Source organism: Piscinibacterium candidicorallinum (genome assembly GCF_047549485.1).
GTDB lineage: Bacteria > Pseudomonadota > Gammaproteobacteria > Burkholderiales > Burkholderiaceae_C > Piscinibacterium > Piscinibacterium candidicorallinum.
On record NZ_CP180191.1, the window covers coordinates 816,695 to 837,400 of the forward strand.

Sequence of the window (20,706 nt, forward strand, 5' to 3'; positions counted from 1 at the left end):
CTCACCGTCCCATGAGCGCAAATCCTCCTGTCGGCCAAGAAAAGCGCGGTTCCGGCTTTCTCAAGGGCTTCATCATCTTCCTGCTGGTGCTGGTTCTGCTGGGCGCGGCCTACTTTGCCGTGGTGCTGAACTGGAACTATTCGGACGGCGAGCGTGCCGGCTGGGTGCAGAAGTTCAGCCGCAAGGGCTGGGTGTGCAAGACCTGGGAAGGCGAGCTGGCGCTGGTCACCATGCCGGGCGCCGTACCTGAGAAGTTCAACTTCACGGTCTGGGACGACGCCGTTGCGCAGGACATCAATCGCCTCATGGGCAAGCGCGTGAACCTGCATTACGAGCAGAAGGTCGGCCTGCCCGGCTCCTGCTTCGGTGAGACGCGCTACTACGTGACCAAGGTGACGGCGGTGGACGAGTTCAATCTTGCGCCCGGCGTGGTGGTGCCGCAGCTGCCTGTGCCTGCCGTGCCGGCTCCCGCGCAACCCGCCGCGCCTCAGCCAGCGCCCCAGGCCGTGCCGCAGCCTTCACAGGCCCCGACCGCGCCCGCAACCCAGCCGCCGGCAACGCGCTGAACCGCCGAATCCGCTCGCCCGGCGCCTGGAGGCATCGATGACAGCAGTCACAGTCACTGCGCTCCACGTGTATCCCGTCAAGGGCTGCGCAGGGACATCGCTGACGGATGCCGTGGCCGGGCAGGCAGGGCTCGAGCATGACCGCGGCTATATGGTGGTGGATGCCGCAAGTGGACGCTTCATCACGCAGCGCACCTTGCCAGCCATGGCGCTGATTCGCCCAACCGTCACCGCGCAGGGTCTGCGCTTGTCGCGCACCGGTCAGTCGGATCTGGATCTGGACGCCAGCCTGGCAGTGCAGACGCGTCGCGTGACGGTCTGGCGCGACACCTTGGATGCACTCGACTGCGGCGATGAGGCGGCCGCATGGGTCACATCTGCACTGGGTCGCGCTTCACAGCCGCTGCGTCTGGTGAAGTTTTCGCCCGAGGCGCGTCGTCTGCGCGTGATTGAAGGCCGTGACCCAGTGGCCTACCTCTTTGCCGACGGCTACCCGCTGCTCGTGGTCGGGCAAGCGAGCCTGGATGACTTGAATCAGCGCATTGCCGCGCGCGGCTTGCCGCCGGTGCCGATGAACCGCTTCCGGCCGAATGTCGTCATCGGCGGACTGGAGGCCTGGGAAGAAGACCATGTGGACACGCTGCAGTTTGGCGGCGTGGAGCTCAAGCTGGTCGCGCCCTGCTCGCGCTGCGAAGTGCCGAATGTGGAACAGACCACCGGTGAGTCGATGATCGAACCGATGCGCACGCTCGCGACCTTCCGCGCGCTGGCCAGCCAGCAAGGCGAGGTCTGCGTCGGGATGAATGCGATCGTCAGTGAAGGCGCAGGCGGTGTGCTGCGCGTCGGTCAGGCGGGCGAGGCGGCCTTCGCGTTCGACTGATCCGATTCAGCGGTGGCAGATGCTGCCGCGATGGCCGCGTCGAACTTGCCCGTGAGCTGCCGGTACTTGGCCATGAGATCGTCCTTGCTCTCCTGCCACTCCGGATTCACCAGAATGCACTCGACCGGGCACACCTCCACGCACTGCGGCGTGCTGAAGTGGCCAACGCACTCCGTGCATTTGCCCGGCTCGATCTCGTAGATCTCCGTGCCCATGTAGATCGCTTCGTTCGGGCACTCCGGCTCACAAACGTCGCAATTAATACACTGGTCGGTAATCAGCAGCGCCACAGCCTCAAGCCTCCGGCGGGCTGGCGCCCATCTGCTGCACCTTGGTTTTGAGCCAGCGCTCGACCTCGGGGAAGACGAACTGGCCCACGTCGCCGCCCATGAGCGCAATTTCGCGCACCATGGTGCCGCTGATGAACTGGTATTGCTCGGACGGCGTCAGAAAGATGGTTTCCACACCGGGCATCAGCGCGCGGTTCATGCCGGCCATCTGGAACTCGAACTCGAAGTCGCCCACCGCGCGCAGGCCGCGCACGATCACGCGGCCGCCCTCGGCGCGCACGAAGTCCTTGAGCAGGCCGGAGAAGCCCTTCACCGTCACATTCGGGTAGTGCCCGAGCACCTCGCGGGCCAGCTCGATGCGCTCGCCCTGGGAGAACAGCGGCCGCTTGGAGCGGCTGTCCGCCACGCCCACGATCAACTGCGGAAACATGTTCGCCGCTCGGCGCACGAGATCCTCGTGGCCGCGAGTCAGCGGGTCGAACGTGCCGGGATAGATGGCAATCATGGATGGCGGCCCCTGCGGGTGAGCGATGCGGGTTGAATCGGGAGCGGCGCGCAAGCGCCGCCAACAACCGGTGCGCAGCTCTTATGGTGCGCTGCCACAATTATTGCGGCATTTTGACAGGTGCAACACCTGCATCTTGTGCGGGCTTCGGCTCCAGTCTGAGCAGGGCAAAGTGCACTTGCCCGGCCCTGTCGGTACGCAGCACTGTCCAGCCGGTGTCCGGCGCAGGCTCGATGGGGACGCGGTCTTCCACATAGACCAATGCATCCTCGGCCAGCACGCGGGGCAGGGCGGCCAGCACCGCGGGCAGCAGGCCGGCGTCGTAGGGGGGGTCGATGAAGGCCAGGTCGATGCTCACCGCCGGCAGGCCGCGCAGCAGCGCCAGGGCATCGGCTTGCAGCAGCTGCACCTGGTCCTGCGCCTTGAGCTTGGTGATGCTGGCGGAGAGCGCCGTGACGGCAGCGCGCTGCTGCTCGATCAGCGTGACCTTTGCAGCGCCGCGGCTGGCCGCTTCCAGGCCAAGTGCTCCGGTGCCGGCGAACAGATCCAGCACTCGCGCGCCGTCCAGGCTGCCGCGCAGGTGCTTGATCCAGTTGAAGACGGTCTCGCGCACGCGGTCCGGCGTGGGCCGCAGGCCCGGCAGATCCACTACGGCCAGCGGCGTGCGCTTCCATTGCCCGCCGATGATGCGCACCGCGTGCGGGGCGTGGCGGGTGCTGGCAGATTTTGGCGCCCCGCCGGCGGGGGCTTTGGGCGGACGGGTGGGTGCGCGAACCATGGGACGCGCAGTTTAGGTGCGCACCCGTGCGGGCGGCAGCGGGCGCGCTGCGTCCGACGAGGACAGCCGGCAACCACAGCCGCCCGCCTAAACTGACGGCCGTTCTGACTGCCCGGCCCACAGCCGATTGCGGCAGCGCTTGCCCTCAGACCTTGCCCCTAGACCTCGCTGCCGGACGCGTTCGGCAGACCTCGGCGCCCCATATGTTCAGCTTCTTCCGCAAGAAATCCCCGCCGCCTGCCGTTCAGCCGCAAGTCGTCGAGTCCCAGGCCATTGCGCCTCAGACCGCCGAAGCGCCGGCCACCGAGCCGGTGAGCGCACCCGCCGCTGTGGCCGCGCCCGCGCCTGCAGCGAACGCCGCGCCGGCGGAAGCACCCGCCACCGAAGCCGCCGAGAAGAAAAGCTGGCTCGCGCGTCTGAAGCAGGGTTTGTCGCGCACCGGCAGCAGCATTGCCGGCGTGTTCGGTTACGTGAAGGTGGACGAGGCGCTGTTCGAGCAGCTTGAAGACGCGCTGCTCATGGCCGACTGCGGCGTGACGGCCACCCAGAAAATCCTGGCGGGCTTGCGCGCCCGCGTGAAGAGCGAGCGCATCGAGGATGCCGCCGCCGTGCGCACTGCGTTGGCGAAGGTGCTGGCAGATCACCTGCGGGCGCTGGAGCGGACCCCGCAGGTGCCTGCGGCGGCCGACGAGAAACCCTGGGTGGTCATGATTGCGGGTGTGAATGGCGCGGGCAAGACCACCAGCATTGGCAAGATCACGCACCACTTGAGCGAGGGTGGGCACAGCGTGCTGCTGGCCGCGGCCGACACCTTTCGCGCTGCGGCGCGCGAGCAACTGGCCGTGTGGGGCAACCGCAACCAGGTCAGCGTGGTGAGTCAGGAGGGCGCAGACCCTGGCGCGGTGGTGTTTGACGCGGTGCAGAGCGCGCGCGCCAAGGGCATTGACGTGGTGATTGCCGACACCGCCGGCCGCCTGCCCACCCAGCTGCACCTGATGGAAGAACTGAAGAAGATCGCCCGCGTCTGCGGCAAGGCGCTGGACGGCGCGCCGCACGAACGCTGGCTGGTGATCGACGGCAACACCGGCCAGAACGCCGTGGCGCAGGTCAAGGCCTTCAACGAGGCGTTGCAGCTCACCGGCCTGATCGTCACCAAGCTGGACGGCACGGCCAAGGGCGGCGTGCTGGCGGCGATCGCCTCGACCTGCCCGGTGCCGGTGCTCTTCATCGGCGTGGGCGAGCAACTGCAGGATCTGCAGCCCTTCTCGGCCGAGGAGTTTGCCGGGGCGCTGACGGGTGCTTGATTCGTTTATTTTCGGACAGGTTTTCAGGATCTGAAGATAGTCCTGAAACCTTCATCCAGTAAGCGGAAAGTCGCCTTTTGTTTTTGCAAAAAAGACAATAATCGGCCAAATCAAACACGCACCTCGGTTTTGCTGCACCCCCTGTGGCTTGTGACTGACGGCGCGCGGTCTCCTCGACCCGCAAGGCTTGAGCCGCCTGCACCGCAGCCATAGCATCGCCCGACCGGCCGACGATGAGCCGGACGTTCACAGGAGACGCTCGTGCAGGCTGCCCGCCCCCTCAGCTGGCCCCATTCACTGATTCCGGCCGCGCTCGCTGCGCTGCTCACCGCCTGCGGTGGCGGCGGCGCCACAGACAGCGGCACGGTCAACACCTCGCTAGCGCGCGGTTCGCTGATCCAGTCGCCCCCGCCGCGGCTGGCGCCCATCAGCGCCGCGCAGCTGCAGGCCACACTGCAGGCCAGCACCAGCGGCCAGGGCGTACTGCAGATCGCCGGCAACCCGGTCTGCGGCGTGGATCTCTATTACATGAACTACGGCACGGTGGGCGGAGCGAACGAGCCCACCAATGCCACCGGCGCCATCATGGTGCCCAGCGGCAGCGCGGCGCAGTGCTCGGGCGCACGCCCGGTCGTGCTCTGGGCGCACGGCACCACCACCGACCGCGGCTACAACATGGCCGACATCCAGAACAACGGCGAATCTGCCCTGGCCGCGGCGCTGTTTGCCGCGCAGGGTTACATCGTGGTGGCGCCCAACTACGCCGGCTACGACGCCTCGCGCCTGCCCTACCACCCCTACCTGAATGCGGATCAGTCCAGCAAGGACATGATCGACGCGCTCACTGCCGCCCGCGCCGCGCTGGGTGATGCGCGCCTGGCCACCACCAACACCGGTGCCACGCGCGTGAGCGACAACGGCAAGCTCTACATCTTCGGCTACTCCCAGGGCGGCCACGTGGCCATGGCCACGCACCGCGCGCTGCAGGCCGCGGGTCAGACCGTGACAGCCACCGCCCCGAGTGCCGGCCCCTACGCCATGCTGGCCTTCGGCGACGCCGTCTTCTACGGCAACGTGAACCTGGGCAGCACCATCTTCACGCCACTCCTGGCGACGAGCTACCAGAAGGCCTACGGCAATATCTACGCCCAGCCCACTGACCTCTACACCGCGCAGTACGCCAGCGGCATCGAGACCCTGCTGCCGAGCACCACGTCCGTCACGCAGATCTTCCAGCAGGGCCTGCTGCCGGCCACACAGCTGTTCTCCAGCACGCCGCCCACGGCGCCCGCGGGTTCTCCGGCGCAGCTGCAGGCCACGCTTAATGCCATCACCCCGCCCACCCAGCCACCGGCCCTCGCGCCGCTGTTTGCCCTGGGCTTCGGCACGACGCCGCTGATCAACAACAACGCGCGCCTGGCCTATCTGCTGGATGCCATCGCCAACCCAGACGGCGCCGTGCCCACGCTCACCACCGGCGCGCAGGCCGCCAACCCGCAGAACCCCCTGCGTCGCGCCTTCAAGACCAATGACCTGCGCAACTGGACGCCCGCGCGCCCCACGCTGCTGTGCGGCGGCAATGGCGACCCCACGGTCTTCTTCACCAACACGCAGATCATGCAGGGCCTCTGGACGGCGCCTTCGCCGCTGGCGCCGCCCGCCGGCATCGTGACCGTACTGGATGTGGACTCCGCACCCACCGGCCCCACGGATCCCTTTGCCGCGGCCAAGCTCGGCTTTGCGCAGGTCAAGGCGGCCGGCATTGCCGCGGGCGGGCAGAGCGGCTGGATCCAGCAGTACCACGGCGCCGCCGCGCCCTTCTGCGCTGCCGCAGCACGCGGCTTCTTCAGCCAGTTCTGAGCCACCGCATCGGCACTGCGCCCGTTCAGTACGGCCGGGCGCAGCGCTCAAGAAGAATCAGGAGACCGCATGAACACACGCATTTCCCTGCTGGCCGCCGCCTCGCTGGCTTTCAGCGCAGGCGCCCAGGCGCAGGAGCAGTCCTTCAGCCTCGGCATTGCCCAGGTCAGCATCAACTCCAAGGCCAGCGATCTGCGCGGCCCCTTCACCCCGGCCGGCGCCAACCTGAAAGTGGACGACGCCACGACCCTGGTGTTCTCCTACACCCGCCGCGTGGATGACCGCTTCAACCTTGAGCTCGCCCTGGGCCTTCCGCCCACGCATGACGTGCAAGGCAAGGGCACGCTCGCGAGTGTGGGCAAGATCGCCGAGGTGAAGCAGTTCTCGCCCACGATGTTCGTGAACTACAGCTTTGCCGGCCCCAAGGCCACGCTGCAGCCCTTCGTGGGCGTGGGTGTGAACTACACGAACTTCTACGGCGGCAAGAGCACCCCGGCCGGCAGCAACGCCAGCGGCGGCCCCACCTCCATCACCCTCACCGACAGCTTCGGCCTGGCCGCCCAGGTCGGCCTGAACTGGCGCATCGACGAGCGCTGGTTTGCCAGCGCCAAGATCGCCACTGCGCAAGTAAAGAGCGACCTCACCAGCAACAGCGCCGGGCTGATCCGCACCACCACGATCGATTTCCGGCCGGTGGTGTTTGCGGTCAGCGGGGGGTATCGGTTCTGAGCCGAGCATTCAATGATGGTCTTGCGTGCCGTCCGCGCCGACATCACGACGCTTGACGTTGATGTCATCGTGAACGCCGCCAACAGTTCGCTGCTTGGCGGCGGCGGAGTGGATGGTGCGATTCACCGTGCTGCAGGCCCGGATCTCGTCCACGCCTGTCGACTGCTCGGAGGATGCAAGACGGGCGACGCCAAAATGACCGCAGGTTTCCGATTGAAAGCGCAGTACATCATCCATACGGTGGGGCCGGTGTGGCGCGGCGGAACGCACGGAGAGCGTGAGCTGTTGGAGAGCTGCTACGTACGGTCGATCGAACTGGCGCAGGACATTGGCGCGCGCAGCTTGGCTTTCCCCGCGATCAGCACGGGCATCTATGGATTCCCGATTCGGGACGCCGCAATGATCGCCGTCACGACGGTTCGCAAGCTCGCGAAGCGCTCCACCATCGGCGAGGTGATCTTCTGCTGTTTCTCCGAGCCTGACCTGCGGGTGTACGAGACTGCGCTGAGTGACGAAGAGATCAACTGACTTCTTGAGGCGTAATCCATGACGGCCAGCGAACATCCCATCACCACCTGGCACCGCATGGTCGAGGCCCGTGACCCCACCGGGCTCGCCGCGCTCATTGACGAGGCGGCGGTGTTTCACTCGCCGGTGGTGCATACGCCGCAGGCCGGGCGTACGCTGGTGGTGATGTATCTGAGCGCGGCGTTCAAGGTCTTCTTCAGCCCGAACTTTCGCTACGTGCGCGAGATCGTCGGCGAGCACGATGCCGTGCTGGAGTTCGAGACCGAGCTGGATGGCGTGATGGTCAATGGCGTGGATCTGATCCGCTGGAACGAGGCCAGCCGCATTACTGACTTCAAGGTCATGCTGCGCCCGGCCAAGGCCCTGCAGGCGGTGCAGCAGCGCATGGCGGCGATGCTGCAGGCCGGCTAGCCCGCCACAGCTCACACCATGGCCGCGGCCCGCATCGTCGGCGTCACGTCCAGATCGCGCAGCAGCGCCCAGGCCGGCTCCGCCGGCTTGAACACCAGCGGCACGGCTTCCTGGCGGTGGGTCTGCTCAGCCACGGTGTCGTACCAGTAGGCTGCGAGCAGATCGTCCTGTGCGAGCAAGGCATCGCGCGCGGCGCCGCAGGCCTGCGCAAGCCGATCGGCGCGACCGCTGCGAAGCCACTGCGCCGCGAGTTCGTTCAGGCGCCCCTGATGCAGATTGCCCAGCGCCAGCGCGGGGTGCACCGCGTGGGTGTAGGGCAGCACCTGGCCGTTGGCGCCGACGATCAGCACGGGCGCGGCGTCCTTGAGCTGGCGCACCGGAGTCTGAGGTACGAGTGGCCGGCAGGCGCGCTCAATCTGTTCGCGCAGCAGCACGTCCACCTGGATGGCGACGCCCTTTTCTGTGCCTATCACTTCAGCCGCCATCAGGCCGGCGAGCAGTTCGAGCTGGTCGGGTACGGCGCCGCTCAGGGTACGGGCGGCGCGGCCGTCGGCCGTGAGCGGGTGCACCTGCACGGCACGTGCGCCGGTTTGCGCAGCGAGCTCGATCACGAACTCCAGGCTGTCGGCGTTGCGCTGCGTGAGCGTGAAGATGAAGGCAAAGGGCAGGCCGCGCTCGCGCAGATGCGTCAGGTTGGCCACCGCCTTGTCGAAGGCGCCGGCCTGGCCGCGGATGCGGTCGTGCTCATCGGGGCGGCCATCGATGGAGACCGCCATGCCATCCAGCACCGGCACCAGCTCGTCGAGCCGCTTTGGCGTGGCGAGCATCGCGTTGCTGGTGATGGTCGTGATCATGCCCATGGCCTTGGCGGCGGCCAGCAGCACAGGCAGATCGCGATACAGCAGGGGTTCGCCACCGCTGACGGCCAGTTGGCCGTAGCCCAGCGCGGCTGCGTCCTGCACGGCGCCGGCCAGCAGATGCACGGGCAGGGTTTCGGATTCGCCCGGCCCGCTTTCCGTGTAGCAGTGCGCACAGGCCAGATTGCAGCGCCGCGTGGGGTGCACCTGTAGCACCGGCACGCTGTTCAGCAGGTTGGGCTCTGCGAGGCAGACGTCCGCCCTGTCAGCGATGCTTGCCGGACGCTCAACGGCCGGAGCCTGCGTGTGCTCCCGCAGCGCCGGGGGCTGCGCAGCAGCGGATGACGTCGACCTTGCGGCCGACAGGGCCTTGGATTCGCTGTGCGCAGCCATGGTGCCTCAGCCGCGCAGGCCAGCGGTGGCGGACATCAGGTCCTGGATCTCGAACTGGTTCAGGCCGGCGTCCAGCGCCGGTTGCACGGCGGGGTTGATGATGTCGCCGGCTGACAGCTCCACACGCACCCAATCCGGGAAGGGTGTGCCGTTGATGATGATGCGGGGGCGACGCGGGCGGGTGCCGCCCCCGCCGTGCTTGCGCAGCCACTGCAGCCAGAAGGCCATGTCGTTGCCGCACCAGGGCACGTCGTCACCGGCATAGGCCAGCGTCAGGCTCACGCCGGTGGCGGCGCTGCCGCCCTTGACCACGGCGCCTTCAACGGCGGCGGGTGACTTGTCGAGGTGGGTCGCCAGCTCGCGCAGCGCCTCCTCGGAGAATGAACGGGACTTGAAAGCGGCCAGCAGGCGGGCAGAGCCGCGTTGAACGGGCATATCCATGGTGAAACTCCTCGCGATTGCATAACCCACGCCCGGCGGGCGTGGGGGTCGGACGACAGCCTGGCGCCTGGGCTGCGGCCTGCAGATGCAGGCGCGGCCACGGCGCGAGGCCGGGTCTGAGAACGATGCAGAGTCGCGGGGAGGTCGCTACCCCAGGGTCCCAATCCCAGGGTCTGGCGTCATCAGTGCACGCAGCCTAGGAGCGCGAAGAAGTTCGCGCATCACCGAAATCCGGGAGATCACCTGAACAGGTGGGCGGGCCGGGGTGGATGAAAATTAGCGTGTTTTCGGACGCAAAAATAAAAAAATGGTCTATTACCAGTATCCGCAAGTATTGTGCGGATCTCAGGGTGCTTTGTCGGGAAAATGAGTTAGAAAACAGTCGATTTCAGCCAGATTCAGCTCTGAACGGATAGCTGTGGCGTTGCCGACCGGCGTCCGACCTGCCCGACGACCGCCGCGGCGCCAAACCCGTGCTGCCGAAACACCGCCAGCACTGCATCCAGCGCGGCGGGGGCGCAACTCACGAGCAGGCCGCCTGAAGTCTGAGGATCGGTCAGCAGGGCCTGGTCGGGCGCGGCAAAGTCGGCGGGCAGCTGGACATCCTTGCCGTAGCCGCTCCAGTTGCGGCCGCTGGCGCCGGTCACGTAGCCCTGTGCGGCCAGCAAGCGCACGCCCTCGTGCAGCGGCACGGCGGGCCAGTCGAGCTGCACATCGCAGCCGGCACCGCGCGCCAGTTCGAGCGCATGGCCGGCCAGACCGAAGCCGGTCACGTCCGTGAGGGCGTGCACGCCCTCAATCGCCGCCAGATCCGGCCCGGGCGTATTGAGTTTGGTGGTGCTGTCGATCATGCGGGCATAGCCCTCGGCATCGAGCTGGCCCTTCTTGAGCGCGGCGCTCATCACACCCACGCCCAGCGGCTTGCCCAGCACGAGCACATCGCCCGGCTGCGCGTCCGCGTTGCGCTTGACTCGGCTGGGATGAACCAGACCGAGCGCGACCAGGCCGTAGATTGCCTCGACCGAGTCGATGGTGTGGCCGCCCGCCACCGGAATGCCGGCCGCGCGGCAGACCGACGCGCCACCCTCCAGCACGCGGCCGATGGTGGCGGTGGACAGCACGTTGATCGGCATGCCGACCAGCGCGAGCGCGAGAATCGGCTTGCCGCCCATGGCATACACGTCGCTGATGGCGTTGGTGGCGGCGATGCGGCCGAAGTCGAAGGGGTCATCGACGATCGGCATGAAGAAGTCGGTCGTGGCGATCAGCGCCTGCTCATCATTGAGTTTGTAGACGGCGGCGTCGTCCGCGGTCTCGATGCCCACCAGAAGCTCCGGCGGGATCGGCATGGCCGCCGTGCCCTTGAGGATCTCGGACAGCACGCCCGGCGCAATCTTGCAGCCGCAGCCACCGCCGTGCGACAGGCTGGTGAGCTTGGGTTCGGTGGCGGCGGGTGTGGTCGGTGCGTTCATGGTCAGGCTCGGCAGAAAACGAAGGATCAGCGGGCGTCGGTACGCGTTCAGCCCAGCAATTCGGACACGATAGTCCCAAGCGCCGCCGCTTCGGCCTCTGGGGTAAACCGGTCCGCACGCGCGGCGCACTGCGCGGCAAGTTGGGTGGCAAAGGCTCGGTCATCAGCGAAGCGTTCGATCAACGCGGCCAGCGCTTCGGCATCGCCGACCGGAAAGTAGCCGGCATAGTCTGCGCCCAGCAGCCCCACATTGCCGTCGATGCGTGAGGCGAGCACTGGCAGGCCGCTGCGCAGTGCCTCGATGACCACATGCGCACCGCCTTCCAGTCGGCTCGCATGAACCAGGACGCTCGCACGCGTCATCCGGTCGCGTGTGGCGCCGTGCGGCAGGCCGCCCAGCCAGCGGTAGCGCGGCTGCTGCGCCATGCATAACTCTGCGGCGTGCGCCCACGCCGGGTCCAGCGCATTGCCGATGTGATCGAAGAAGAGGTCGCCATGGTGTGCCAACTGCACGGCGGCGCGCTGGTAGGTGGCCGGGTCCTTCTCGGCGCGCAGATGGCCGACCATGAGCATGCGCGTGTGCTGCTTGGGCCGCAGCCGTGGCGCACGCACGCCGCAGGACTGCAGCACCACGCGCGCCTTGTGGCGCAACTGCGGGGGCAGGGCCTGCGCGCCCAAGTCATTGAGCACGATCAGTCGATCAGCCAGCGCCAGCGAGCGCTGTGCGCGTGAGTCGCTGGCGTTGTCGCGATACAGGTCTGTGCCAGTGAGCGCGAGAATGAGCGGCCGATCCGGGTGCGCCGCCTTGAAGGCTGTGACAGAGTCCGCCGAGCGGCGCGCATGCAGCGCGATCATCAGCGCGTCGTCATGGCGGCCACCAGCCGCCGACCAGTGCGCCTGCAGACGCACGCGATAAGCTCGGCGCAACATGCGCGCCCAGCGCTGCGCGGTCTGCCAGTTGCCGTTGTTGGCGTCGGCCAGCGCCGGTGTCACCAGCACAAGCGGTACGAGGTTCAAGGCACCATTCCGTGAACGAGAGCGTGAACAAGAGCGATCACATGATTAGTCGCGCCGAGACCGCTGCCGACGCGGCCCGCAGCGCCCGCGGTACCGCGCTGGCCGACCTGCTGATCGACAGCAGGAAGGATACGCTGGCCACCCTGGGCTGCTGGCAGGCTGCGCGGCCCGGTCTGCAGGTGCCACAGCATGCGGAGCTCAACCCGCCGGTCTGGGAGCTGGGGCACATCGGCTGGTTTGCGCAGCGCTGGATTGGTCGGAACCCGCAGCGCGCACTCGGTGTGGCGGCGGACCCGCAAGCGCGGCGCACGCCAGCCCGGCCAGCCGACGCCGATGATCTCTACGACTCCAGCCACGTCCCCCACGGCTTGCGTTGGGGTCTGCCGTTGCCCGATCTGGACGCTACGCTTGCGCACCTGCAGGCGCAGCTCGACGAAACACTTGATCTGCTGGCGCGGTATAGCGGCGAAGACTCCTATTTTTTTCGCCTCTCGCTGCTGCACGAGGACATGCATCACGAGGCGGCACTCTATATGGCGCAGGCGCTGGGTGTGCCGGTGCCCGACGCGCGCTGGCAGCCGCCCCGCTTGCCCGAGCCGCCACCGCCGATCGAACTGCCGGGCGGGGCGATCGCGCTCGGGCGCGCGCCGGATGATCGCTTTGCCTTCGACAACGAGGTCGGCCGCTGCGATCTGCACCTGCACCCCTTCCAGATCGATGCGCAGGTGCTGCGCTGGGCGGAGTTTCTGCCTTTCGTGGAAGAGGGCGGCTACTCGCGGGCAGACTGCTGGGATGCTGAAGGCCTGGCATGGCGAGCAGCCACGCGTGCTCTCGCGCCGCGCTACCTGAAGCGCGAATCCGTGAGCGAAGGCTGGCAGCAGTTTCGGCACGGCGCCTGGGTCCCGCTGGATGTGGCACAACCGGCCTGTCACCTCACAGCGCATGAAGCGCGCGCCTGGTGCCGCTGGGCCGGGCGGCGCCTGCCAACGGAAGCCGAGTGGGTCTGTGCTGCCGAGGCTGCGCCGAATGCGTTGCATTGGGGTGCTGTCTGGGAATGGACGGCCAGTCCCTTCGCGCCCTTTGAGGGCTTTGTGGCGCACCCCTACCGGGACTACTCCGCGCCCTGGTTCGACGGCCGGCCCGTGCTCAAGGGCGCCAGCTTCATGACCCAGCCGCGCATGCGCCACAAGCGCTATCGCAACTTCTTCAGGGCCGAGCGCAACGACATTGCGGCGGGCTTTCGGACCTGCGCGTTGCAGGGCTGATGGAGCCTGGCGTCAGCCGGTGGCCATGAACACCGCGAACCAGCCGCGCTCGTCGGTCCAGTGCTTCTGCTGCGCAAAGCCTGCTTCAGTCAACAGCGCCGAGAAAGATTCAGTCGTCCACTTGTACGAGTTCTCGGTATGGATCGTCTCGGCAGGGGCGAAGCGCCGTTCCCCACCCTGCCAGCGCACGGTCAGCTCAGTGCGTGCTCGCAGGTGCATCTCGATGCGTGAGGCCGCAGTGTTGAAACGTGCCTCATGCTGCCAGTCGGCCAGGTGAAAGTCCGCACCCAGCAGCGCGTTCAAGCGGCGCAGCACATTCAGATTGAAGGCAGCCGTTACGCCCAGGGTGTCGTCGTAGGCGGGTAGCAGCACATCCAGCGGCTTGATCAGATCGACGCCGATCAGCAGCGCGGCGCCGCCGGCCAGCGCGCGGGCCTCGCGCAGCAGTCGCAAGGCCTCGGGCGGGTCGAAATTGCCGATGCTCGACCCGGGGTAGAACAACAGGGCACCTTGCGGCGCTGCGCCGGTGCGCTCATCGGCCAACACCTCGGCGGGCAGTGCGAGCCTGGCGGAGAAGTCCATGCCCACGCCGCTCATGCGCAGATCCGGGTACTCACGCTGCAGGCAGGTCAATGTGTTGCGCAGGTAGTCTGCGGAGATGTCCACTGCCACATAGTGCGCAGGCTCAAGCAGATCGAACAGGGCCGCGGCCTTGGTGCAGTTGCCGGCCCCGAGATCGACCAGGGTCAGCGGCTCAGGCAGTGCGCTGCGCACCGCTGCGGCCATGTCTGCGCCGTGCCGGGCCATGAGCGCCGCTTCGGTGCGCGTCGGGTAGTACTCCGGCAGCTCGGTGATTGCGTCAAACAGTCGCGAGCCCAGCGGGTCGTAGAACAGCTTGGGCGACAGCCAGGCCTGCGGTGCGCGCAGGCCGGCGTCCGCTTCTTCGGCCAATGCACTGCGCGAGGGCGGGTCAATCTGGAGGAAGGTCGGCCGGCGAAGCATGGGCGCTGAGCTTATCCTTGCGGGATGGCTTGCGCGTATGTCCTCGTCTTGTTTCTCGCAGCCGAGTTTCATCCCTGAAAGGATCCGCGATGTTCCGCTCCTCCGCGACCCGCCTGCTCAAGACCCTGCTGGCCTGTACCGTGCTCGCCATGGGTGCCGCCAGCCACGCCCAGCAGGTGCTGCGCGTGACCACCATCCCCGAAGAAGCCGCCACCGAACAGGTGCGCAAGTTCACGCCGATCGCCAACTACCTGAGCCAGCAGTTGGGCATGAAGGTGGAGTTCACGCCGGTCACTGACTACCCGGCGGCGGTGGAGGCGCTGGTGAACAAGAAGGTGGATCTGGTCTGGTTCGGCGGTTTCACCTACGTGCAGGCGCAGATCCGTTCCGGCGGCAAGATCGTGCCGATCGCCCAGCGCGAGGAAGACACCAAGTTCCAGTCGGTCTTCATTGCCCGTACCAATTCCGGCACCAAGACCCTGGCCGATCTGAAGGGCAAGGAAGTCAGCTTCGGTTCGCCGTCCTCTACTTCCGGACACCTCATGCCGCGCCACTTCCTGGCGCAGGCTGGCCTGACGCCGGAGAAGGACTTCAAGCGCGTGGCCTTCAGTGGCGCGCATGACGCCACCATCGCTTCCGTGGTCAGCGGCCGCGTGGATGCCGCCGCGCTGGACATCACCGTGTGGCGCAAGTTTGTGAGTGAGGGCAAGGTGGACACCAAGGCCGTGGACGTGTTCCACACCACCGGCACCTTCTTCAACTACAACTGGTCGATGCATGCCGATACGCCTGTCGACCTGCGCAACCGCGTGCAGCGTGCCCTGCTGGCGCTGGACCCCGCCAAGGAGCCGGGCACCGAGATCCTCAAGCTCAACCGTGCCACGCGCTACCTGACCACGACGCCGGACAACTACAAGGGCATCGAGGCTGCCGCGCGTGCAGCCAATCTGCTCTGAGCACGGCGGCAGGCGCGCGTGGCTGAAGCTCACCCGCCCGTGACGGGCCAAGGGATGCATCTTGCGCTTGGCAGCGTCAGCGCGCAGCACCCCAGCGCCCGGCCGGGCTCACCGGCGGCGCTGCGCGCACTGAGCCTGAACATCGAGCCCGGGGAGCAGCTTGCGGTCATCGGTCCCTCAGGTGCCGGCAAGACCACGCTGCTGAACCTGCTGGCCTGCGCGCTGCAGCCAGAGCACGCCGCGGGCTTCACGCTGGATGGCCGCGCACCTTGGGTCATGGCGCAGCGAGAACGCCAGGCGCTGCGCGCGCAGCTGTTTCTTGCGCCCCAGGTGCCGCCCCTTCCGCCGCGCCAGCGCGTGGTGACGGCGGTGCTGGCCGGGCGTCTGCCGCAGATGAGCCTGGCTGCGAGCCTGCGTTCGCTCTTCTACCCGAGTGACATCCCGGCAGCCTGGGCCGCGCTGGAGCGCTTCGATCTAGCCGAGAAGATCTTCGAGCGGGTGGATCGGCTTTCGGGTGGAGAACGTCAGCGGGTCGGTCTGGCGCGGACGCTCCTCTCAGACACTCGGCTGTGGCTGGTCGATGAGCCGCTCTCCGCCCTGGATCCGCGGCGCGCGGAGATGGCCATCAGTACGCTGGTGGACGAAGCCCGCGCGCGCGGGGTGACGCTGGTGGCCACGCTACATCAGGTGGATCGGGCGCTCGCCCACTTTCCGCGCATCATCGGCCTGCGTGACGGCGCGCTGGTCTTCGATCTGCCTGCGGCGGAGGTCACGCCGGCCTTGCTGGCGCGGCTGTATGAATCGCACGAGCATGAGTTGAGCGGCACCGCGCCCATGCCGGACCAGCCGGCCGCCGCTGCGCCGGTGGTGATGCACTGCCGATGAACGGCGCCGTGGTGCAAGCCGCGCGAACGCCGCCGCAGCGCGACCCGGCGTGGCTGGCGCGTGTGTTCTGGATCAGCGCTGCGGTCGTCTTAGTCTGGCCCTTGGCAGTGGCCTCCGAGTTCAAGCCCTGGGTGCTGTTCACGCCGGAGAACCTGAAGGTCACAGGCAACTTTCTGGCTAGCTTTCTGCCGCCGGCCCATTCACCGGACTTCCTGAAGATGCTGGCCGTGGAGGCCTGGCGCACAGTGGCCATTGCTACGGCGGGCATGACCCTCGCGCTGCTGCTGGCCGTGCCCATGGCGCTGGCTTCGGTGAGTCTGCTGTCGGTCTCCGCACTCTCCGGGCGCATGGCGCGGCTGCCCTTCTGGCTGCGGCAGACGGTGCGGGGTCTGATGATCCTGCTGCGCAGCGTGCCAGAGCTGATCTGGGCGCTGATCTTTGTGCGAGTGGTCGGACTGGGGCCGACGGCCGGCGTGCTGGCGATTGCGCTGACCTACGCCGGCATGCTGGGCAAGGTGTACGCCGAGATCATCGAGAGCGGCGAGCCGCATGCCACGCACAGCCTGCTGCGCAATGGCGCGGGTCGTCTGCAGGCCTTCTTCTACGCTGCCTTGCCGCAGAACGCCGGCGAGCTGACCAGCTACACGGTGTACCGCTGGGAGTGCGCCATTCGCAGCTCGGTCGTGCTGGGCTTTGTGGGTGCGGGCGGCCTGGGCCAGCAGCTCAATACCTCCATGAAGATGTTTGCCGGCGGCGAGGTGCTAAGCATCCTCTTGGTGTTCATTGCCCTCGTGGCGCTGGCGGATCGCGCCAGCAGCAGCCTGCGAAAGGCGTTGGCGTGAATCGGCCGGTGATGAGCGACGTTCGCAGCGCGGCCAACACCCCCTATCGGATGCCGCCGCCGCTGTTCTCCGCACGCTGCCGTGGCTGCTGGTGGGTGGCCGGCGTATTCGTGCTGGTGCTGGCGAGCTTCTGGACTCTGGACCTGCAGTGGCGCCAGTTGTTCTCGATGGACGCGGTGGCCAGCATGGGGCGCTTTGTCGGCGAGTTCTTCCCGCCGGACACGAGCCCCGCCTTCCTGCAGCGCGTGGCCGTGGCCACCTGGGAGACCTTTGCCATGTCAGCCTTTGGCACGCTGCTGGCGGCTGCGCTCGGCCTGGCGCTGGCTGTGCCCGCGGCGCGCCTGCATGCGCAGGATGCCTCGTGGGCTCGCTCCCCCACGCGTCTGGTGCTCAATGCGCTGCGCTCGATTCCGGAACTGGTCTGGGCGGGGCTGCTGCTGATCGCGGCGGGTCTCGGCCCCTTTGCCGGCACGCTGGCGCTGGCCTTGCACACCGCCGGCGTGCTCGGCCGCCTGTTTGCCGAGGCCCTGGAAAACGTGCCGCCCGGCCCGGCGCAGGCCCTGCGCAACCACGGCGTGGGCGAGGGCCGCATCCTGTTCTATGCCACCCTGCCCCAGGCGCTGCCGCAACTGCTGAGCTACACGCTCTACCGCTGGGAGAACAACATCCGCGCCGCCGCGGTGCTGGGTGTGGTGGGTGCCGGCGGGCTGGGGCAGATGCTGCATTTCCACATGGGCCTGTTCCAGATGAGCAAGACGGCCACCCTGCTGGGCGTGACCCTTCTTCTGGTGGTGGCGGTGGACGCGCTCTCCTGGAGCCTGCGGCGCGCGCTCACGCGCTGAAGCGCGGCCTCACCGGGCCGGGTCCGCGGCTGGATCCAGAGCGAGCGATGCCTGAAAAAGCGCGCCAGTGCTTGATTCGCTTAATTTAAGACAAAGAAATTGAGTAGAAATAAATGGCCGAGATCCGCGCATTTCAAGCGGAAAGAGCTGGATTGACGAATCAAGAATAAGTCAATATCGGCCGGAATTCCTTACTCCGCTGCCCGCGTCTGGGGCCCCGCCCCCGGCGCGCCGCCCTGGCGCCACACCAGCACCAGCAGCACCACGCCCACCGCCAGCACACCCACGCCGATCCAGGCGGCGTTCAGCCCACCCAACTGCTTGCTGTAGACGTAGGACAGGCTGGACCAGAGCATGTAGCCGCAGGTGGCGATGAACAGCACCGGCAGCACGGGATACAGCGGCACCTTGAAGGGGCGCGGCGTATTCGGTTCGCGGACGCGCAGCACGATCAGGGCGCAGCCCGAGAGCAGGAAGAACAGCCAGAACACGGGGCTGGTGAACTCCACCATCGCCTTGAAGCCGCCGCCGCCCTGGCCGCTGGTGAGCAGCGCCAGCAGCACCAGCACCAGCGCCATGGCGCCCTGCACCCACATGGCCGTCACCGGGGCATTGCGTTCCGCGTTCCAGGTACCCATGAAGGACAGCACCGGCCAGTCACGCCCCAGCGCGTAGTTGGTACGCGCGCCGACGATCATCGTGGCGTTGATGCTGGTGAGCGCGGCAATGGCGACCATGATGGAAATGACGATCTGCCCCGTGCTGCCAAAGGCTACCTGCAGCAGATCTGCCGCCACGGCCTTGCTCTTGCCCATGGCGCCAATGCCCAGCACGCTCACATAGGCCCAGTTCACCAGCAGATACAGCGCGGTGATGAGCACGATGGAGATCACCATGGCGCGCAGCATGTTGCGGTGCGGGTCACGCACCTCGGCGCTGATGTAGGCCGCTTCGTTCCAGCCGCCATACGTCAGCAGCACAAAGACCATGGCCAGGCCGAGCATGGACAACGGCGGTATGGCCGCAGCGGCGGCCGGTGCGGGCGCAGCGCTTGCCGGCACGGGCGCGCCGCTGGCCGCCAGCCACACGGCAGCGCCGATGATCACGACCAGACCGCCGACCTCAGCCACGGTGAGCCAGCTCTGCGTGAGCGCGCCTGCACGGATGCCGCGCACGTTGATCCAGGTGAGGATCATCACGGCCGCTGCGCCATAGAGCGCGGCCGACAGCGTGGAGTTGCCGTGCAGCGGCGCAATCTCGGTCATGTAGTCGCCAAACACGAAGGCGAGCAGGGCGATTGAGCCCGTGGTGATCACCGAGAAGCGCGCCCAGGCAAACAGAAAACTCACCGCGCGGCCGTAGGCGCGGTGCAGGAAGTGATAGTCCCCGCCCGCGTTCGGATAGGCCGTGGCCAGTTCCGCATAGCAGAGCGCACCGATCAGCGAGATCACGCCGCCCGCAATCCAGGCCGCGTACATCCAGAACTCGCTGCCGGCAAACATGGCCACCAGCGACGGTGCCTTGAAGATGCCGGCGCCGATGACGATGCCGACGATGATCGCCACCGCCTCCTTGAGGCCGAGCGTGGGTTGGGGCGTGGAGTTCATGGGCAGGATATCTCGGGTGTTCTGGTGCTGGCGGATGCCGTGGCTGCGGTGCAGCCTCGAGGCGAGGAGCAGGGCCGACGGTCGGCAGGCTGGCTTGAAGGTCCGAAGCCGAAAACGAAACACCCCGCGGCTGCGGGGTGGTCGTTCGGTTCAGTCGTCAAACCAGACGGGTGGCTTTCAGTTGTTCATCGCACGGCTGTTGGCGTCCGTGCCGGAGTGGATCTGACGCGGGGCGCCCGAGCGCTCTGCCGTGAAGGTGCTGTTCAGGCCGTTGCCCGTCACGGTGCCGGTGATGCGGTTGCCGGCCACGGTCCCCGTGTAGGTCAGCACCCGGCCGTCCACGGCGCGCAGGGCGAATTTGAACTGGTCGCCGCGCAGCTCGGGGTCGATCAGGTTGGCTTCGATGTCGGCGTTCAGGCGGGCGTTGCCGCTCACGCGCTGATAGGTCTGGTTCAGGTCCATGGTGAAGTTGCCCACGGCGCGCTCGGCCACGTTCACACGCCAGTTGCCGCTGGCGTTGGCCGGCACAATCCAGAGGTAGCCGTAGCGGTTCTCCACCACGCTGGTTTCATCCGGCTCCCAATCGCCCATGGTGAAGGCGTGGGCCACCAGACGCGTGCCGGGCTTCATGCGGTCCAGCAGGATCGGGCGCAGACGCAGGTTCAGTTGCGGCAGCAGATACATGGTGACGACGGTGGCATCGAAGAACTCGGTCTTGAAGATGTCGCCCTGGCGGAACTCCACCATCTTGTCCACGCCGGCTTCGCGCGCCATGCGGCGCGACACCGCCACCATGTCCGGGTTGTATTCAATGCCCAGGCCGCGGGCCTTGAAGTCGCGGGCCGCGGCGATGTTGATCTTGCCGTCGCCCGAGCCCAGGTCCACCACGAAGTCCTTCTCTGTGGTCTGCGCCATGCGCAGCATGCGGTTGACCAGCGAATCCGGCGTCGGCACCCAGATCACGTCCTTGCCGGCCTGGCCCACCTGGGGCTTGAAGTTCGGGTTGCCCTGCTGGGCGGTCTGAGCCTGTGCCGTGAAGGACAGCGAGGCGAACGAAATCAGCGATACAGCAAGACTGCGTGCAAGCAGATTCATGATGGGCGGAGGACCATTGTGGTTAGGGAAGGCGCGCAGTATCGGCCGGTCGTTGCGGCGCCGTCATTGTGGAAATTCCCCATGCGCGCGGCAGGGTCTCGCGGCGCATGCCCGGAATCCCGGCCCAAGGATGCATCTGTTCACACCTGTGTGGCCTTGAATGGGCGGCTGCTTGCGCGAGT

At 67.3% G+C, this 20,706-nt stretch carries 22 protein-coding genes; 12 read left to right on the plus strand and 10 right to left on the minus strand.

The window, feature by feature from the left end:
• Positions 1-11: 11 nt before the first annotated feature.
• Together ACMDW7_RS03685 and ACMDW7_RS03690 are read left to right on the plus strand one after the other, a co-directional pair.
• Entirely contained in the window at positions 12-566 is a 555-nt protein-coding gene (locus ACMDW7_RS03685) for a hypothetical protein (protein ID WP_377305459.1), read from the plus strand.
• Positions 567-603: 37 nt separating this feature from the next.
• Positions 604-1,446, plus strand: a complete 843-nt coding sequence (locus tag ACMDW7_RS03690) for an MOSC domain-containing protein (protein ID WP_377305458.1) — start codon at positions 604-606, stop codon at positions 1,444-1,446.
• On the opposite strand, the gene ACMDW7_RS03695 is transcribed toward ACMDW7_RS03690, so the two are convergent.
• The 3 genes from ACMDW7_RS03695 to rsmD all read right to left on the minus strand — a co-directional run bounded on the left by ACMDW7_RS03695 (position 1,413) and on the right by rsmD (position 3,019).
• Complete coding sequence (locus ACMDW7_RS03695) at positions 1,413-1,736, minus strand: YfhL family 4Fe-4S dicluster ferredoxin (protein ID WP_377305457.1); 324 nt, start codon at positions 1,734-1,736, stop codon at positions 1,413-1,415. The genes ACMDW7_RS03690 and ACMDW7_RS03695 overlap by 34 nt on opposite strands.
• A gap of 4 nt (positions 1,737-1,740) precedes the next feature.
• On the minus strand, positions 1,741-2,241 hold the full coding sequence (gene coaD / locus ACMDW7_RS03700; protein WP_377305456.1) for a pantetheine-phosphate adenylyltransferase: 501 nt from the start codon (positions 2,239-2,241) through the stop codon (positions 1,741-1,743).
• Positions 2,242-2,341: 100 nt separating this feature from the next.
• Positions 2,342-3,019 carry a 16S rRNA (guanine(966)-N(2))-methyltransferase RsmD gene (gene rsmD / locus ACMDW7_RS03705; RefSeq protein WP_377305455.1) on the minus strand — a complete coding sequence of 226 codons (678 nt, stop codon included), beginning with the start codon at positions 3,017-3,019 and terminating at the stop codon, positions 2,342-2,344.
• Between the two features lie 203 nt (positions 3,020-3,222).
• Here rsmD and ftsY point away from each other — a divergent pair, with 203 nt between their 5' ends.
• From ftsY to ACMDW7_RS03730, 5 genes are all read left to right on the plus strand, one after another.
• A complete protein-coding gene (gene ftsY / locus ACMDW7_RS03710) occupies positions 3,223-4,323 on the plus strand; it encodes a signal recognition particle-docking protein FtsY (protein WP_377305454.1) in 1,101 nt (366 codons plus the stop codon).
• A gap of 261 nt (positions 4,324-4,584) precedes the next feature.
• A complete protein-coding gene (locus tag ACMDW7_RS03715; protein ID WP_377305453.1) occupies positions 4,585-6,183 on the plus strand; it encodes an alpha/beta hydrolase family protein in 1,599 nt (532 codons plus the stop codon).
• Between the two features lie 69 nt (positions 6,184-6,252).
• On the plus strand, positions 6,253-6,912 hold the full coding sequence (locus ACMDW7_RS03720) for an OmpW/AlkL family protein (protein ID WP_377305452.1): 660 nt from the start codon (positions 6,253-6,255) through the stop codon (positions 6,910-6,912).
• A gap of 12 nt (positions 6,913-6,924) precedes the next feature.
• Complete coding sequence (locus ACMDW7_RS03725; RefSeq protein WP_377305451.1) at positions 6,925-7,440, plus strand: O-acetyl-ADP-ribose deacetylase; 516 nt, start codon at positions 6,925-6,927, stop codon at positions 7,438-7,440.
• A gap of 18 nt (positions 7,441-7,458) precedes the next feature.
• Positions 7,459-7,851, plus strand: a complete 393-nt coding sequence (locus tag ACMDW7_RS03730; RefSeq protein ID WP_377305450.1) for a nuclear transport factor 2 family protein — start codon at positions 7,459-7,461, stop codon at positions 7,849-7,851.
• A gap of 11 nt (positions 7,852-7,862) precedes the next feature.
• Here the strand turns inward: ACMDW7_RS03730 and ACMDW7_RS03735 are convergent, their stop codons facing one another.
• From ACMDW7_RS03735 to senB, 4 genes are all read right to left on the minus strand, one after another.
• Positions 7,863-9,101 (minus strand): radical SAM protein, encoded by a 1,239-nt coding sequence (locus tag ACMDW7_RS03735; RefSeq protein ID WP_377305448.1) that lies wholly within the window; start codon positions 9,099-9,101, stop codon positions 7,863-7,865.
• A gap of 6 nt (positions 9,102-9,107) precedes the next feature.
• Positions 9,108-9,542, minus strand: a complete 435-nt coding sequence (locus tag ACMDW7_RS03740; protein WP_377305446.1) for a hypothetical protein — start codon at positions 9,540-9,542, stop codon at positions 9,108-9,110.
• Between the two features lie 398 nt (positions 9,543-9,940).
• Positions 9,941-11,014 carry a selenide, water dikinase SelD gene (selD, locus tag ACMDW7_RS03745; protein ID WP_377305444.1) on the minus strand — a complete coding sequence of 358 codons (1,074 nt, stop codon included), beginning with the start codon at positions 11,012-11,014 and terminating at the stop codon, positions 9,941-9,943.
• 47 nt (positions 11,015-11,061) lie between these two features.
• Positions 11,062-12,030 (minus strand): selenoneine biosynthesis selenosugar synthase SenB, encoded by a 969-nt coding sequence (senB, locus tag ACMDW7_RS03750; RefSeq protein WP_377305442.1) that lies wholly within the window; start codon positions 12,028-12,030, stop codon positions 11,062-11,064.
• A 41-nt stretch (positions 12,031-12,071) separates the two neighbouring features.
• Between senB and senA the strand changes: the two genes are divergently transcribed.
• Positions 12,072-13,295 carry a selenoneine synthase SenA gene (gene senA, locus ACMDW7_RS03755; RefSeq protein WP_377305440.1) on the plus strand — a complete coding sequence of 408 codons (1,224 nt, stop codon included), beginning with the start codon at positions 12,072-12,074 and terminating at the stop codon, positions 13,293-13,295.
• Positions 13,296-13,307: 12 nt separating this feature from the next.
• Here senA and egtD read toward each other — a convergent pair whose 3' ends face one another.
• Complete coding sequence (gene egtD, locus ACMDW7_RS03760) at positions 13,308-14,297, minus strand: L-histidine N(alpha)-methyltransferase (protein WP_377305438.1); 990 nt, start codon at positions 14,295-14,297, stop codon at positions 13,308-13,310.
• Between the two features lie 89 nt (positions 14,298-14,386).
• Here egtD and ACMDW7_RS03765 point away from each other — a divergent pair, with 89 nt between their 5' ends.
• Genes ACMDW7_RS03765 through phnE form a run of 4 tightly spaced genes read left to right on the plus strand, consistent with a single transcriptional unit; the run spans position 14,387 to position 17,822 of the window.
• Positions 14,387-15,253, plus strand: a complete 867-nt coding sequence (locus tag ACMDW7_RS03765) for a putative selenate ABC transporter substrate-binding protein (protein WP_377305436.1) — start codon at positions 14,387-14,389, stop codon at positions 15,251-15,253.
• A gap of 54 nt (positions 15,254-15,307) precedes the next feature.
• Positions 15,308-16,138: a phosphonate ABC transporter ATP-binding protein gene (locus ACMDW7_RS03770; RefSeq protein ID WP_377306149.1), complete on the plus strand. Its 831-nt coding sequence runs from the start codon at positions 15,308-15,310 to the stop codon at positions 16,136-16,138.
• A complete protein-coding gene (locus ACMDW7_RS03775; protein WP_377305434.1) occupies positions 16,135-16,980 on the plus strand; it encodes a PhnE/PtxC family ABC transporter permease in 846 nt (281 codons plus the stop codon). Before ACMDW7_RS03770 ends, ACMDW7_RS03775 begins: the two co-directional genes overlap by 4 nt.
• 11 nt (positions 16,981-16,991) lie before the next feature.
• Positions 16,992-17,822 carry a phosphonate ABC transporter, permease protein PhnE gene (phnE, locus tag ACMDW7_RS03780; protein ID WP_377305432.1) on the plus strand — a complete coding sequence of 277 codons (831 nt, stop codon included), beginning with the start codon at positions 16,992-16,994 and terminating at the stop codon, positions 17,820-17,822.
• 191 nt (positions 17,823-18,013) lie between these two features.
• On the opposite strand, the gene ACMDW7_RS03785 is transcribed toward phnE, so the two are convergent.
• Entirely contained in the window at positions 18,014-19,429 is a 1,416-nt protein-coding gene (locus tag ACMDW7_RS03785) for an APC family permease (protein ID WP_377305430.1), read from the minus strand.
• A 177-nt stretch (positions 19,430-19,606) separates the two neighbouring features.
• Positions 19,607-20,524, minus strand: coding sequence for a class I SAM-dependent methyltransferase (locus tag ACMDW7_RS03790; RefSeq protein ID WP_377305428.1), 918 nt, complete (start codon positions 20,522-20,524; stop codon positions 19,607-19,609).
• Positions 20,525-20,706 lie beyond the last annotated feature (182 nt).